The sequence below is a fragment of the Streptomyces sp. NPDC031265 genome, from assembly GCF_055570295.1.
The window spans coordinates 52,233-66,432 of record NZ_JBVIHM010000030.1 but is presented as its reverse complement, the minus strand read 5'-3'; the positions used below and the strand labels follow the sequence as shown (position 1 = coordinate 66,432).

At 68.9% G+C, this 14,200-nt stretch carries 15 protein-coding genes and 1 pseudogene; 11 read left to right on the top strand and 5 right to left on the bottom strand.

The window, feature by feature from the left end:
* The first annotated feature begins 58 nt into the window (after positions 1-58).
* Positions 59-796: an SDR family oxidoreductase gene (locus ACZ499_RS33045; protein ID WP_468411010.1), complete on the top strand. Its 738-nt coding sequence runs from the start codon at positions 59-61 to the stop codon at positions 794-796.
* 168 nt (positions 797-964) lie between these two features.
* Here the strand turns inward: ACZ499_RS33045 and ACZ499_RS33040 are convergent, their stop codons facing one another.
* Positions 965-1,870 (bottom strand): LysR family transcriptional regulator, encoded by a 906-nt coding sequence (locus tag ACZ499_RS33040; protein WP_468679945.1) that lies wholly within the window; start codon positions 1,868-1,870, stop codon positions 965-967.
* Between the two features lie 139 nt (positions 1,871-2,009).
* Here ACZ499_RS33040 and ACZ499_RS33035 point away from each other — a divergent pair, with 139 nt between their 5' ends.
* The 4 genes from ACZ499_RS33035 (at position 2,010) to ACZ499_RS33020 (ending at position 6,258) form a co-directional block, all read left to right on the top strand.
* Positions 2,010-2,828: a 3'(2'),5'-bisphosphate nucleotidase CysQ gene (locus ACZ499_RS33035; protein ID WP_468679943.1), complete on the top strand. Its 819-nt coding sequence runs from the start codon at positions 2,010-2,012 to the stop codon at positions 2,826-2,828.
* 41 nt (positions 2,829-2,869) lie between these two features.
* Entirely contained in the window at positions 2,870-3,466 is a 597-nt protein-coding gene (locus ACZ499_RS33030; RefSeq protein WP_468411014.1) for an NADPH-dependent F420 reductase, read from the top strand.
* 492 nt (positions 3,467-3,958) lie between these two features.
* On the top strand, positions 3,959-4,384 hold the full coding sequence (locus tag ACZ499_RS33025; protein WP_466819644.1) for an effector-associated constant component EACC1: 426 nt from the start codon (positions 3,959-3,961) through the stop codon (positions 4,382-4,384).
* The gene (locus ACZ499_RS33020; RefSeq protein WP_468679939.1) at positions 4,381-6,258 is read left to right on the top strand and encodes a caspase, EACC1-associated type; all 1,878 of its coding nucleotides are present in this window, start codon (positions 4,381-4,383) and stop codon (positions 6,256-6,258) included. The genes ACZ499_RS33025 and ACZ499_RS33020 overlap by 4 nt, the downstream gene beginning before the upstream one ends.
* A gap of 301 nt (positions 6,259-6,559) precedes the next feature.
* Here the strand turns inward: ACZ499_RS33020 and ACZ499_RS33015 are convergent, their stop codons facing one another.
* Positions 6,560-7,165 carry a TetR/AcrR family transcriptional regulator gene (locus tag ACZ499_RS33015; protein ID WP_468411018.1) on the bottom strand — a complete coding sequence of 202 codons (606 nt, stop codon included), beginning with the start codon at positions 7,163-7,165 and terminating at the stop codon, positions 6,560-6,562.
* 149 nt (positions 7,166-7,314) lie between these two features.
* Between ACZ499_RS33015 and ACZ499_RS33010 the strand changes: the two genes are divergently transcribed.
* A complete protein-coding gene (locus ACZ499_RS33010) occupies positions 7,315-8,466 on the top strand; it encodes an FAD-dependent oxidoreductase (protein ID WP_468679937.1) in 1,152 nt (383 codons plus the stop codon).
* Between the two features lie 46 nt (positions 8,467-8,512).
* On the opposite strand, the pseudogene ACZ499_RS33005 reads toward ACZ499_RS33010, so the two are convergent.
* Positions 8,513-8,851, bottom strand: a pseudogene (locus ACZ499_RS33005) (transposase family protein); the annotation flags it as partial.
* A 322-nt stretch (positions 8,852-9,173) separates the two neighbouring features.
* Between ACZ499_RS33005 and ACZ499_RS33000 the strand changes: the two are divergent.
* Positions 9,174-10,220, top strand: coding sequence for a sulfotransferase family protein (locus ACZ499_RS33000; protein ID WP_468679935.1), 1,047 nt, complete (start codon positions 9,174-9,176; stop codon positions 10,218-10,220).
* 72 nt (positions 10,221-10,292) lie between these two features.
* Here ACZ499_RS33000 and ACZ499_RS32995 read toward each other — a convergent pair whose 3' ends face one another.
* Positions 10,293-10,817, bottom strand: coding sequence for a carboxymuconolactone decarboxylase family protein (locus ACZ499_RS32995; protein WP_468679934.1), 525 nt, complete (start codon positions 10,815-10,817; stop codon positions 10,293-10,295).
* Between the two features lie 61 nt (positions 10,818-10,878).
* Between ACZ499_RS32995 and ACZ499_RS32990 the strand changes: the two genes are divergently transcribed.
* The 4 genes from ACZ499_RS32990 (at position 10,879) to ACZ499_RS32975 (ending at position 13,746) form a co-directional block, all read left to right on the top strand.
* Entirely contained in the window at positions 10,879-11,802 is a 924-nt protein-coding gene (locus tag ACZ499_RS32990) for a pirin family protein (RefSeq protein WP_468679932.1), read from the top strand.
* 57 nt (positions 11,803-11,859) lie between these two features.
* A complete protein-coding gene (locus ACZ499_RS32985; protein WP_466819651.1) occupies positions 11,860-12,201 on the top strand; it encodes a GNAT family N-acetyltransferase in 342 nt (113 codons plus the stop codon).
* Between the two features lie 490 nt (positions 12,202-12,691).
* A complete protein-coding gene (locus ACZ499_RS32980) occupies positions 12,692-13,282 on the top strand; it encodes an alpha/beta hydrolase (protein ID WP_468411028.1) in 591 nt (196 codons plus the stop codon).
* 86 nt (positions 13,283-13,368) lie between these two features.
* Positions 13,369-13,746 carry a transposase gene (locus tag ACZ499_RS32975; protein ID WP_468679928.1) on the top strand — a complete coding sequence of 126 codons (378 nt, stop codon included), beginning with the start codon at positions 13,369-13,371 and terminating at the stop codon, positions 13,744-13,746.
* A 22-nt stretch (positions 13,747-13,768) separates the two neighbouring features.
* On the opposite strand, the gene ACZ499_RS32970 is transcribed toward ACZ499_RS32975, so the two are convergent.
* The gene (locus ACZ499_RS32970) at positions 13,769-14,092 is read right to left on the bottom strand and encodes a hypothetical protein (protein ID WP_468679926.1); all 324 of its coding nucleotides are present in this window, start codon (positions 14,090-14,092) and stop codon (positions 13,769-13,771) included.
* Between the last annotated feature and the right edge of the window lie 108 nt (positions 14,093-14,200).

Here is a 14,200-nt window from a genome sequence, read left to right as displayed (position 1 = left end):
CACTGGATGCTTTATCGGTGTTGGTCGCATCATCCGTCGGTGAGTGAGCATCAATGCCGTGAGCGAAACGAAGATTGCGCTGGTGACCGGCGCGAACAAGGGAATCGGGTACGAGATCGCGAACGGTCTGGGTGCCCTCGGATACCGCGTGGGCGTGGGAGCCCGGGACGAGGCCCGGCTCGAGTCCGCCGTGGAGAAGATGCGCGCCGCCGGGGTGGACGCGTTCGGGGTGCCGCTGGAGGTGACCAGCGACCACAGTGTCACCGATGCCGCGGAACTGATCGAACGGCAGGCCGGGCGCCTGGACGTCCTGGTCAACAACGCCGGAATCTCGGGAGAGTCCGGCCCGGGGTGGGTGCAGGACCCGACCGCGCTCGACCTCGACGTGGTCCGCACGGTCGTGGAGACCAACGTCCTCGGCGTCATCCGCGTGACCAACGCGATGCTGCCGCTGCTGCGGCGCTCCACGTTGCCGCGCATCGTCAACGTCTCCAGTGGCGTTGGCTCCCTGACCCGGCAGGCGGACCCGAACATCGAGATCGGCCCCATCATGGCGGCCTACGCGCCGTCGAAGTCGTTCCTCAACGCCATCACCGTGCAGTACGCCCGGCAGTTCGCCGGTACGAACATCCTGATCAACGCCGCCTGCCCGGGCCTGGTCGCGACCGACTTCACCGGCTTCCACGGACCCCGCACTCCCGAGCAGGGCGCAGCCACCGCGATCCGGCTCGCCACGCTTCCCGACGACGGCCCGACCGGTTCGTTCTTCGAAGACGACGGCGTCGTCCCCTGGTGAATTGCGGGCGCCAACGCCCGTCCGGCCCCTGGGGACAAGGACCGGCCTGACGTGTCGGGCCTCCGTGGCCAGCACCCGCACACACAAGCCGCTGCTGACGTTCAAGCAGATCGCCGTGGTGGTCGCTTGGACCGTGGACGTATGGGTGGGGCGGCCGGACGGCAGCGACTACGACGCTCCTCGCATGGCCAGCGCGGTTCGCGCCAGCCCGCGCAGCCAGGCGTGGGCGTGGTCGGTGTCGTAGCGCTGATGCCACGACAGGTATATCGGTGCCGACGGCAGTTCGAGCGGGAGGGGGAGCACGGCCAGTCCGAGGTCGGCGACCGCTGACCGCGTAGTGGCCTCGGGGACGCTGATCAGGATGTCGGAGTCGCGCGCGAACTCCAGCGCGGCTGCTTCCGTGGGCGCGGTCGCCACGACGCGGCGGGTGAGGCCGATTCGCGCGAGGGCGTCGTCGATGGCGTTGCTGAGGTTTCCACGTCGCGAGACGGTGACGTGCTCGGCGGCGGCGTACTGCTTTGCGGTGACGGTCCTGACGCGGGTGAGGGGGGAGCCCTGTCTCACGACGATGACGAGGCGGGTCTCGCCCACGTTCTCGGCGCGGATGTCCGGTGCGCTCGGGCGGCTGGCGTTCGCCTCCAGGTCGACCTCGCCGCGCCGCAATTCGGGGGTGTCGATGCTCGATTCCGCGACGAAGCGCAATCGCACGCCCGGCGCCTGTCCGCGCACGGCCGCGAGCAGTGCAGGTCCGCTCAAGGCGACCAGGGAATCGTGCCAGCGGAGCGTGAAAGTGCGCTCCAACGTCGCCAGATCGAGTTCACGGCTCGGTGCCAGCACCCCCTGGACCTGGTGCAGCAGCTCATGCACCTGTTCCCGGACGGCGATCGCATACGGCGTCGGGGTCATCGTGCGACCGGTGCGCACCAGGATCTGATCCCCGGTGGTGCGCCGAATCCGGCCCAGACTCCGGCTCATCGCGGGGGCGGTGACATGCAGGCGTGCCGCCGCCCCGGCCACACTGCCCTCCTCCAGCAACGCGTCGAGCGCGGCGAGCAGGTTCAAATCCAATTGCATGTGAGTAATCCTAGCCGTGCCTGACATGCATTTGAAGTTAACTGTTGGGCTGCATACCGTTGAGGCGAAAGCGCAAGAAGCAACGCGCAGTTCGGGCCTCGACCGGCCTCAGCACGCCTCCTCAGACGGGAATACCACCATGTCCGAAACGCTTCAGACCACTGACATCGCCGCCTCCGACGCCGACCTGCTCGCCCAGACCGCGATCGCCGTGCGTGAGGCGGGTTCGGCGCTGCGCGAGCGCTTCGGCGAGGTGGTCCGCTACCGGACCCGCGAAGAGCTGATGCGCGCGCTCGCAGCCAACGACGACACGGCCCTCGACATCCTGCGCCCCCGCCTCACGCGCCTGCGCCCGGACGCCGGCTGGGTGGAGGACGAACTGGACGGCGGGGCGTTGCCGCCCGGCGAATGGTGGGTCGTGGATCCGGCCGAAGGCAACGTCAACCACCTGCACGCCCTGCCGGAGTGGGCGGTGACCGCCACCCTCGTGCGGGAGAACCAGCCGGTGCTCACCGCGGTCCACCTGCCGTTGACCGGCGAGACCTACACCGCACTCACCGGCGCGGGCGCCCACCTCGACGGCCGCCCGCTGCACGTCTCCCAGACCGCGGACCTCGGCCTGAGCATCGTGGCCACCAGCCAGGCCCGGCCGGACGAGGACGAAAAGGTCGTGCGGCGCGTCGGCTCCTCGATCACCGCGATGCTCTTCGACGCGCTCGTCGTCCGCGCCGCCGTGCCCGCGACCCTGCACCTGCTGAACGTGGCCGCCGGCCGGATCGACGCCTTCTGGCAGTTCGCCGGCGCCCGCGCGGACCTGCTTCCCGGAGCGCTGCTCGTCACCGAGGCCGGCGGCCGGATCTCCGACGCCGAGGGCCGCCCCTGGACCCCACAGAGCGAGAGCTTCCTGGCTGCCGCGCCCGGCGTCCACGCCGAGGCCGTATCCACGCTCTCGCGCTGACCGCGCACCACAACCCGCACGCACGGAAGGACCAGATCATCATGACCACGATCGCAGTTCTCGGAAACGGCCGCGTCGGCGGCAACCTGGCCGCAGCCCTCGCCCGCGCAGGACACGAAGTGACCGTCGCGGACCGCACGCCGGGCGCCGCCGCCGACGCCGCCCGGACCGCCCGGATCGTCATCAACGCCACCCCGGGTGCCGGCTCACTGGACCGGCTCTCCGCTCTGCGCGAAGAACTCCGGGACAAGATCCTCGTCGACGTCTCCAACGCCACCACCGACGGACCGGACGGACTGCCCGCCGATCTGATCTACCCCGGCTCGAGTCTCGCCGAACAACTCCAGGAAGCGCTCCCCGAAACGCGCGTCGTCAAGACACTCAACACCATGCTCTTCCCCGTGATGACCTCGCCGGCCACGCTCTCCCAGACGCCGACCGCGTTCCTCTCCGGCGAGGACCCGCAGGCCAAGCAGACCGTCCGCGAACTGCTCACCGACCTCGGCTGGCAAAAGGACTGGATCACCGACCTCGGCGGGATCCAGACCGCCCGCGCCACAGAGGCCGCGATCCTGTTCGTACCGCACGTCATCCGGTCCACCGGATTCACCCCCTTCGCGCTCTCCATCGCCCGCTGACTGTCGAGCTGGGTCGGTTGGAGGTAGCCGGAGCCGGCGCGCGTCGGCGTGGACCGCGCGCCCGCGACGGTGGTCCATTTCGGCTATGACAGTCACCGGAGCTTCAGCAGCCCGGTCCTCGACGGTGCCGACCCCCAGGCGAAGAACCCGACCAACTTGCTTCCGTAACCGCTGGTCGACAGCGTGGCCAACCATGCTGCTGCGCCGGACAGTTTCTGAGCTTGGCTCCCGCGGCCTCTCCACCGCGCGATAGCCGGGCCAGGTCCCGCACCAGGTCTTGGTCCGGACCGAACCCGTACACCGGGAAGATCTCCTGTGCCTGACTGGTGGCCCCTATCCCCGTCCGCCTCACTTCCTGGCGTACGGGGAGCCGCCCGCCCCCCCCTCCACGAAGCCGACAGTTCGTCACCGTTGAGTGGGGGCTCTTCCGGTGCAGAAGGCGAAGTGCTGGGATTCGGCCCGATTCCGGCTCTTGCGCGGGATGATGAGCGGGTGACATCGGCGACATCTCAAGAGTTGCGCATCCGTACCGAGTCCGGGTCCGGCGAGACCCACGACGGCCCCGACGAGCTGAGATCTCTCTTCGACTGGTTGCGGCACGAGGACGCGCTGCGCGGCCGCGTACGCGTCGAACACGCCCCGATCGCGCCGGGCGAGATGGGTGGAGGGCTGGACGCCCTGGTGGTGGCCCTCGGTCCCGGCGGTGTGGGCGCGGCCGCGGTCGGCGCGTTGATCGGCGCTCTGGCCACATGGTTCCAGCATCGCCGTGCGGACCTGCGGATCACCGTCACCAACGAGAACGGACGCACCGTCGAGGTGGACGGCAAGCGCGTCGAAGTCTCGGAACTGGTGGAGGTCGTCGAACGGTTGCTGGCGGACGGGCAGGCAGGCCGGGGCGGGGAGGGGACGCCGGAGTGACTCGGTTCCCGGACCCGGCTGGTTCCCGGGCCGTCCTGATCGGTGTGAGCCGCTACGAGCACCCCGAACTGCCCGGGCTCCCGGCGGTGCGGGCGAACCTCGCCGATCTCAGCGCGGTCCTCACGGATCCGGTCAACGGGACTCTGCGGGACGAGCACTGTGACGTGGTCGACGAGCCCCAGCTCCCGACCGACTTCGGGCTCCGCGTCACCGAGGCCGCCGGCGAGGCCACGGACGTCCTGCTCGTCTACTACGCGGGGCACGGAGTCGTCGACGGGCAAGGCAGGCTCCATCTGGCCGTGTTCCACACCGACCCGGCTCGGACGAGCGTGACCGCGTTCCCCTACGACGTCCTGCGGGAGGCAATGGTCGACAGTCGCGCGGCGGTCAGGGTGCTCGTACTGGACTGCTGCTTCTCCGGCCGGGCGGCCGGACCGATGGGGGGCGAGCAAGGGCTGATCAGCGGCCAGATCGACATCGCCGGCACGTACGTCCTCGCCTCGTCATCGGCGACCAAGCCCTCGCTGGCTTTGCCGGGCGCGACCCACACCGCCTTCACCGAGGCACTCCTCGCGGCGCTGCGCCGCCCGGATCCGCTCACCCTCGACGCGTTGTACGACACGGTGCACCACCACCTCCTCGCCCGGTCATTACCACTGCCCCAGCGGCGGGTGATGAACACGGCGGGAGGCTTGACCCTGGTGAAGGGCCCGCCTACCGCAGCGCACTCCATCCGCACGCCCCACACCGAGGGGACGCCGCCGAACTGGTGGAACCGGCGCGGGTTTCTGGTCGCGGGCTCCACTGCCTGTCTGGCCCTCGGTGCCGCGGCCCTGGAATGGCTGGTCAAAGACGGGTCGGATCCCGACACATCGGGCGCCGGCGGACCGTCGTCGAGCGGCTCCCCGGCGAGGAAGGTGACCGGTGCCCACTCTTCCGGGCCAGCCCTCGCCGCTCACGAGGGCCCTGTCCTGTCGGTGGCGTTCCGCCCCGGCGGAGAGATCCTTGCCAGCGGCAGTGCCGATCGGAGCATCCGGCTGTGGAAGGTGACCGACCCGGCCAGACCGGCACCGCTCCTGTCCCTCACGGCCCCCACGGACAACGTTGACGCGGTGACGTTCAGCTCCGACGGCGGCTTTCTGGCGGGCGGCGGCAACGACAACGCGGTGCGGCTGTGGATGACCACCGATCCCGCGAAACCGAGACCGCTCAGCCGCCTCACCGGCCACACGGGTGCGGTCTTCTCGGTCGCCTTCAATCCTGACAGCACCATCCTCGCCAGTGGCAGCGCTGATCGGACACTCCGTCTCTGGAATGTGTCGGACCCCGTGAAGCCGACACTGATGGGCCGTCCCGGCACCGGCCACACCGACGCCGTCCTCTCCGTGGCGTTCAGTCCCAACCAGAGCCTCATGGCAACCGGCAGCGCCGACAACTCGATCCTGTTGTGGAACGTGGCCACCCCACCGGCCACCGTGGGCGCGCCCGTCCCAGGCCACAAGAACCGCGTCCACAGCGTGGTGTTCAGCCCCGACGGCAAGCTCCTGGCCAGCGCAGGCGGGGACCGGACGGTCCGCCTGTGGAACGTGACCGACGTCGCGAACCCGACCCAGATCGGCGCCCCCCTGTCTGGTCACACGGATGCGGTCTACTGCCTCGCCTTCACCACCGACGGCAAAGTACTGGCCAGTGCCGGTGCCGACAAGAAGGTCCTCCTTTGGAACCTGACCGACCCGGCGGAACCGCAACCACTCGGCCACCCCCTCGTCGGCCACGCGGGCGCCGTTCACTCGGTCGCCTTCACCACCGACGGCAAGCTCCTGGCCAGTGCCGGCGCCGACAACAAGATCCGCCTGTGGACGGTCGCCCGCTGACAGTCGCAGACACAAGGACATCCGCTGCGGATCAGGTCCGTCAGGCTCTGTCCGGTGGCCTTTTCGGCGACGAGGCCTGGCGCGATGTAGGGGGTGTCGCTGTACGCGTACGGGACGCGGTGCGGACATCGGTCCGTGCGGGACGGCTGCGGTGATCAGCTCCTGAGGTGTCCAGGTCCGCGTGTGCTGACCAGTGAACGCGTCCAGGACGTGTGTGACACTGGCCAGTTCGGGCGCAGTCGGGAGTGACGTACGCCCACTTCTCGGCGTTGAAGCTACGGGTCCGGTAGCGAGCGCGCATTCACGCTTTGGGGCTGATGGTGCTCCAGCCCTGTTCGAGGATGTCGAAGGCGCGGTTGACCGCTTCGTAGCCGTCGGCGCGGCCGCGAGCGGTGCGGGGTGCTTCCAGGACGAAGTGGGCCAGTGCCGCGCAGTGCGGATCGTCGGCGGGGCGGCCGGTCGTTTCGGCGATGGCGTGGCTGAGTGCGGTTTCGTGTCGCAGCCACATGTGTTGGGCGTAGTCGCGCAGGGCGGGGGTGTTTTCCACGAGTGCGACGAAGTCCGCGAAGGCGGGGTCGTCGTCCCTGGTGCCGACCCGGTGGCGGAGGGCATGCTCGCGCAGGGCGGCGAGGACGGACTGGCCCTGGGGCCTGTCGTGCACGGCGGCCAGGAGCCCGGCTTCCTGCCCGGCGTCCTCGTCGAAGACAAGCGCTTCCTTCACGGGGAAGTGCTTGAACAGGGTGGTGGTGGATACGTCCGCCGCATCGGCGATCTCCCGGATGCCGACCTGGTCGTAGCCGCGTTCGAGGAAGAGCCGCAGGGCGGCGTCGGCCAGGGCCTGGCGGGTTGCGGCCTTCTTGCGTTCACGACGCCCCATCGACGCGTCCTGTGCGGTCGTCTCGCTCATGCCTCAACCCTACGCGTTTGGTTGCACAACTGCAAAAGTTGAGTCGTTGCACTTTTGGAGCTGGAGTGTTCTTCTGGAAGGGCCAGCCGCACGGCGCTGCCCGGACGCGGCCCTACTTCCTCTTGAGCGCCCCTGAATGGAGCCTGACCATGGACACTTCCACCACACCCCGAATCGCGATCATCGGCGCCGGTCCCGGCGGGCTGATCTGCGCCCGGATCCTGCAGCGGCACGGTATCCCTGCCACCGTCTACGACTTGGACGCCTGCGCTACGGCCCGAGACCAGGGCGGCACCCTCGATATGCACCCCGACTCCGGCCAGAACGCCCTGCGGGAAGCCGGACTGCTGGACGAGTTCCTGGCCTTGGCCCGCCCCGAAGGCCAGCAGATGCGCCTGGTCGGCCGCGACGGGCGCGTCCTGTTCGACGCCACCCCGCCCGAGACCCACGCCGAAGACGGCACCCCGGAAATCGACCGGGGTCAGCTGCGCCACCTCCTGCTGGACTCACTCGAGCCCGGCACCGTGCACTGGAGCCGCAAGCTCACCCACGCGGAACCCCTTTCCGCAGGCGTCCACCGCCTGCACTTCGCCGACGGCTTCACCACCGAGGCGGACCTCGTCGTCGGCGCGGACGGAGCCTGGTCGAAGGTCCGCCGTCTGCTCTCTGACGCGACGCCCGGCTACACCGGCGTCACCTTCGTCGAAGTCGGCCTCGACCAGGCGGACATCCGCCACCCAGCCCTCGCCGCACTCACCGGTGACGGAACGATGATGGCCCTCGACAACAACCGGGGCTTCATCGCCCAGCGCAACAGCCGTCAGCATGTACGCGTCTATATCGGCATGCGCATCGACGAGAACTGGCACCACAACGCCGGCCTCGACCTCGCCGATCCCGACGCCGTCGGCAAGGTGCTCCTCAAGGAGTTCACCGGCTGGAGCCCCGACCTGCTCCGGTTCATCACCGACACCGACACCGGCTACACCAACCGGCCCCTGTACGCGCTGCCCGTTCCCCACGCCTGGCCGCACACTCCCGGCCTGACCCTTCTGGGCGATGCCGCCCACCTCATGTCGCCGTTCTCCGGCATGGGCGCCAACCTCGCCATGCTCGACGGCGCCGACCTCGCCCGCGCCCTGATCAACCGCGGCAGCATCGACGAAGCCGTCCGCGCCTACGAACACCTCTTGCTGCCCCGCTCCATCGAGGCTGCCGAAGGCGCTGCGGAGGGGATAGCCGGAGCCTTCGCACCCGACAGCGCGGCGCAGACCCTCGCCCACATGACCCAGAACCCCTGAGAGGTAGTTTCCTCCTGTTGTTTCATCCCGGAATACGTATTTTGGGCACGGTCGCGGCGGTGACCTGCACCTCCAGCAGCAGGCCCAGAGTGTCGGTCACGATGCTGCGTTTGCGGCCGACGATCTTCTTGCCGGTGTCGACAACCTGGCTGGAGCGGGGGGCGCTGATGGAGGTCTTCACGCTCTGTGCGTCGACGACACGGGCCGACAGCTCGGCATTGCGGCCCTCCTGCTGGCGGACCAACTCCCGCAGCAGGCCAGTGAGCTCGACGAACACGCAGCCCTTCTGTCACTTGGCGAAGTAGCCGTAGACGGCTTCCCGGGGCGGGAGGCCGTGCGGGAGGTCGCGCCGCTGCACCCCGGGGCGATCCACATACAAGACCGCACGGGCGCGGGCATCCTGGCGAAGAACCCTCGGGCTCCCCAGCCAGCCGGTCCAGTCCCCCCAACAACCCATATCCCCCCCGCGCGTCGCGTCCGGTAGGCGGTACCGGGCGTACCGCGGTGTGTCGAACCTGCCCGGGCTCGGTCAAAGAGCCTCGGAGTTCACGCCGGGGCAGAGCGCGCGCCGCCGTCCTGGCCACCGGCCCGCCGCGGCCTCCGGCCCCCAACGGCTGCGCCGGGTCGGGCCGGTGAGGGATAGGGCGCGCCTTGCAGGGGAAGTCTGGTCGCGATCACTGCGGTCGGTTTCGAAGGAGATCTCTGACATGCGCACCCTGACCTTCGTTGTCGGTACCGGCCGCAGTGGGTCCACCGCACTGTCGGGCATCGTCCACGCGCATCCGGATGTCCTCAGCCTCAACGAGCTGCTGTCGTCGGTGCAGAGCCAGGGTTTGCCCGCGGGCCAGCTGGACGGTGAGGAGTTCTGGCGGCTGCTCGCCGAGCCCAACCCGCAGTTCGAGACGATGATCCGCAACGGGGTCCCGATGCCGGAGTTCCTCTACACCCGGAGTCCCGGACGCTTCGCGACCGACACCACGGGCATCCCCGCGCTGTCCCTGATGGTGCTTCCGCATCTCACCGACGACCCGGACAAACTGTTCGATGATCTGGAAGGCCAGGTGCGCGGCTGGCCGGGGGGGACCGTCGCAGAGCACTACGCCGCTCTGTTCGGCCTGCTGGGCGGGCGGGAGGGGCGCACGGCGGTGGTCGAGCGATCGGGCTACTCGCTGCACCGGGTGCCGTTGCTCCACAAGGTCTTCCCGCACGCGCGTTTCGTCCACCTGTTCAGGGACGGACCCGACTGTGCCCTGTCCATGAGCCGGCACACGGGCTACCGGCTGATCTTCCTGCTGCGGGAGATCCTCGCCCGCAGCGGTGCCGAGCGCATCGAGGAGCTGACCGAGGAGCAGATCCGCGCCCTGCCACCCACGTTGTCACCGCTGCTGGCCGAACGCTTCGATCCCGCCCTGGTCCTCGACTCCGACCTGCCGGTCGCCCGCTTCGGCGCGCTGTGGTCAGAGCTCATCGTCCAGGGGGTGGCTCATCTCGACGAGGTGCCCGCAGCCCAGCGGACCACCCTCGCCTACGAGGACCTCCTCGACGAACCCCGCGAGGAGCTGACCCGCCTGGCGGACTTCATCGGCGTCGAACCACTGCCGCAATGGCTCGACACCGGCGTCGCGCGCCTGGACGGCAGTCGACGAGGCGCTGCCCGACGACTGCCCGCACCACAGCTCGCGGCCCTCCAGGCATCCTGTGTCCCGGGCACACAGGCCCTGAGGGCCGACGCAGCGCAGGGCGGGCCGACATGACCGGCGCCGATCCGGGAGGGCCCGTCAATACGCCTGTACGGCAGCGCACTCGGCCCGTGACCTCCTGGTGGGTCAGCGGGCGTCGGTCTCCCGTACCGGATGCTTGCTCAGGATCGACACCCGGTTGAAGGCGTTGATGGTGATGGCCACCCAGATCACGGCGGAGATCGCGCCGTCGTCCAGTACCGCACGCGCCGCTTCGTACGCGCGGTCCTGGGCGAGTGCGTCCGCGGGGTGAGTGGTGGCTTCGGCGAGAGCGAGGGCCGCGCGCTCGCGCTCGGTGAAGAGCTCGGTGTCGCGCCAGGCGGCCAGTACACCCAGGCGCCGGGTGGTCTCACCGGCCCGCAGTGCGGCGCGGGTGTGCACGTCGAGGCAGAAGGCGCAGCCGTTGAGCTGGGAGACGCGGAGGTTGACGAGCTCGACCAGAATCCGGTCGAGGCCCGCCTCGGCCGCCGTCGTCCGCACGACGTCAGCGCTCTTCACCAGCGCCTCGTACGCGGCGGGACTCCGCTTGTCGAGGTAGACCCGACCGGTGGCCCCGGAGACTGCTGTGACCTCTACCGTTGTACTCACCTTGCGCTCCTTGCCTGTTGCCATCGGGGCTATGATCATCCATGATAGTTGAAAGCGCAACAATATCGTGGAGAGGGGCCGGGAGATGAGTGACACGGAGGTCGAGGTCCTCACCGCCCGCGACGTGCCACTGGGCGGACCGCGAGCAATGAGCGTACGCAGGACCCTGCCGCAGCGGGCGCGGACCCTCATCGGCGCCTGGTGCTTCGCCGACCACTACGGCCCCGACCCCGTCGCCGACACCGGCGGCATGGACGTCGCCCCGCACCCGCACACCGGACTCCAGACAGTCAGCTGGCTCTTCAGCGGCGAAATCGAGCACCGCGACAGCCTCGGCAGCCACGCCTTCGTACGCCCCGGTGAGCTCAACCTCATGACCGGCGGGCACGGCATCGCCCACACCGAGGTCTCCACCCCCGACACCACCGTCCTGCACGGCGTCCAACTATGGGTCGCGCTTCCCGGCGAACACCGCCACGCCCCACGCGACTTCCAGCACCACGCGCCCAAGACCCTGCGCGTCGCCGGCGCCGACATCCGCGTCTTTCTCGGCACGCTCGCGGGCGAGACCTCGCCGGTGCGCACCTACACCCCGCTGCTCGGCGCCGAGATCGTCCTCGACGCCGGTGCCACCGTCGCACTCGACGTCGACCCGGACTTCGAACACGGCCTGCTCGTCGACCAGGGCGACATGCGCCTCGACGGCTTCCCGCTGCAACCCGCCGAACTCGGATACACCGGCCCCGGACGTACCCGGCTGACCCTGGCCAACGCCGCCGACCACCCGGCTCGCGCGATCCTGCTGGGCGGCCCGCCCTTCGACGAGGAGATCGTGATGTGGTGGAACTTCATCGGCCGCAGCCACCAGGACATCGTCGAAGCACGGGAGGCTTGGGAGCACTCCTCCGACCGTTTCGGCAGCGTCGACGGCTACCCCGGCGACCGGTTGCCCGCCCCCACCCTGCCCAACGCCGTCATCGCCCCTCGCAAGAACCCCTCCCGCCACTGAACACCTCCCGCCCCGGACCCCTCCCTCCGCTGACCCCCTGCACCCGAAAGAGCCCTCATGAGCGAGCAGAACCCCACCCCCGTCGTCCGTCGCGTCGAGGCCCGTCACCGGTACGAGATCCTCGTCGACGAGTCGCGCGCCGGCCTGACCGCGTACCGCGACCGCGACGACCGGCGGGTCTTCTTCCACACCGAGATCGACGACGCGTACGCCGGGCAGGGACTCGCCGCGATCCTCGTCGAGCAGGCCCTGACCGACGTCCGCGCCTCGGGCATGCGGATCGTCCCCGTCTGCCCGTACGTGGCCAAGTTCCTCCAGAAGCACACGGAGTTCGCCGACATCACCGACCCGGTGACCCCCGAGGTCGAGACCTGGCTCGACGCCCAGCTGGGACGCTGACGCCCAGGGCGGACGCCGCCACCGCTTCCCCGTCCACCCTTTCCAGGACACCGAGGCGTGCCGCGCGGCAGGAGTCACCGGAGCGGGCCGCCTGGTTCGCCGACTGCGAGGGACCCACCACACCGAGATCGCCCGGCGCGAACTGAGCGGCATGGAGACCTGGTTCGCCAAACCCGGCTCGACACGGCCTGCGCCACCGAGGTTGGAAGATGGCCATGAGTGCCACCCTGACAACCTGCGCGGAAAGCAGCGCTCCAGTCGGGGACCGCCGATGGGCGTGAGGCCTTGATGCACCAGCCTCACGAGCACGGCCTTCGCGCTGTTCCTGTGCCCCTCAGGATCAGGCGAAGGCCGTCTACGCGACTACTGAACTGCGAAAACCTCGATCAAGTTCGAGGTCGTCGTCGTTCGATGCTGAGCCGCGGTAAACAGCAGTGGCGGCGTTCGAGCACCGGGAGACACGTGATCAACTCGCTAGTAGTCTGCGGCCATGTCTGATCCCGTACCCTTCGCCGTGCCCACCCGTTTCGACGGAGGCCGAGATCGTGTCGCAGTTGTCGTTCCAGGTGTCGGCTACTCGCCTGCCCGGCCGCTACTGCACTTCGCCCGGAGCGTCCTGCTCCAGCACGGATGGACAGTCCAGGAGCTGTGGTGGCAGATCCCCGATGGGTTCGCGCAGTTCACGGTGGACGACCGGATCGCATGGGTGGAGCAGCAGGTCACCGAGGCCATCGAAGCCGAGGCCGGGGCGTGTCAGCTCGTCGTCGGCAAGTCCCTGGGCTCCCTCGCCTGCGGCATCACGGCTGACAGGAACATTCCGGCAGCCTGGCTCACCCCGGTCCTGACCAGCGACCACGTTGCCGCGGCTCTCCGGCGAGCCATGGAGCCGACCCTCCTCATCGGCGGAAGCGCCGACAAGCTCTGGGATTCACGAATTGCTGCGTCCCTGCGACACGATGTCCTGGAAGTGCCCTCGGCGGACCATGGCCTGGAGCTTGCGGACGATGCCGCAGGATCGGTTGAGGTCCTGCGGCAAGTTGTCTCTCGTCTGGACCGGTTCATCGGTTCGCTCAGCCGCTGAGGGCATCTAACAAGTTCGTAGAGGTCGTCGGCCTGGGATGCGGATGGTGGTGATCCAATGAGCCTTTTCCAACCTCACGCTGACGAGTGGTGAAGGACGAGGACGGCCTTCAGACGTCGGTGATTCGGTTGCTGCTGCAGCGGAGCTTTTCGCAGGAGACGCCAGCCCTTGAGGGCTGCCATAGCCTGCTCGCCGAGGCCCCCTTCCGGGCCTCATTCAGTTACGCGGATCCGACTACGAGACCGCACTCGCGTCCTGACCACCACACCAATGGTGTCCGTCAAAGCGGAACAAGGTCACCACCCGGCTTCGACGCTGAGGCATACAAGGAGCGCAATGCTGTTGAGCGGTGCATCGCCCGACTCAAGCAGTGGCGCGGCCTCGCAATGCGGACGGACAAACTCGCACTTGCCTATCAGGCCGCCCTGCACCTCGCCGCCATTCTGATCTGGTCCCGCAGGTGACCGAGTGCCGATGTGAGCCGACCTATACGAGGTCGGTGCTCGGTTGGCGCCGCCAATCCCAGTTGGGATGCCGGCTGACGAGCGTGAGGAACTCGCTCGCCTGCAGGATTTCGTAGTGGTTGGTGTCGACGAGCCCGTCGAGTCCAGGGAGGACGTCGCGGAGGAAGGCCCGGGCCGCGTCCATGGACTGGCACGAGACATAGACCGCGTATGGTTCGCCGATCTGGGTGGTCACCTGATCAAGCTCGTCGCTCTCGTAGTCAGCCAGGATCCCGCCTGAGAGGTCGACGGAGTATGAGCACCCGTGCCAGTGCAGCCTGTCGTCACCCGCAATAGGATCCGGCACGAGCTCAAAAGCACGGATCCGCCCTTCAAGCAACGGACGTCGCGCTGCGGGGACAAGGATGATCACAGATGGCCAGGACACTCGTTTACCTCCCTGGCGACCGTAGCC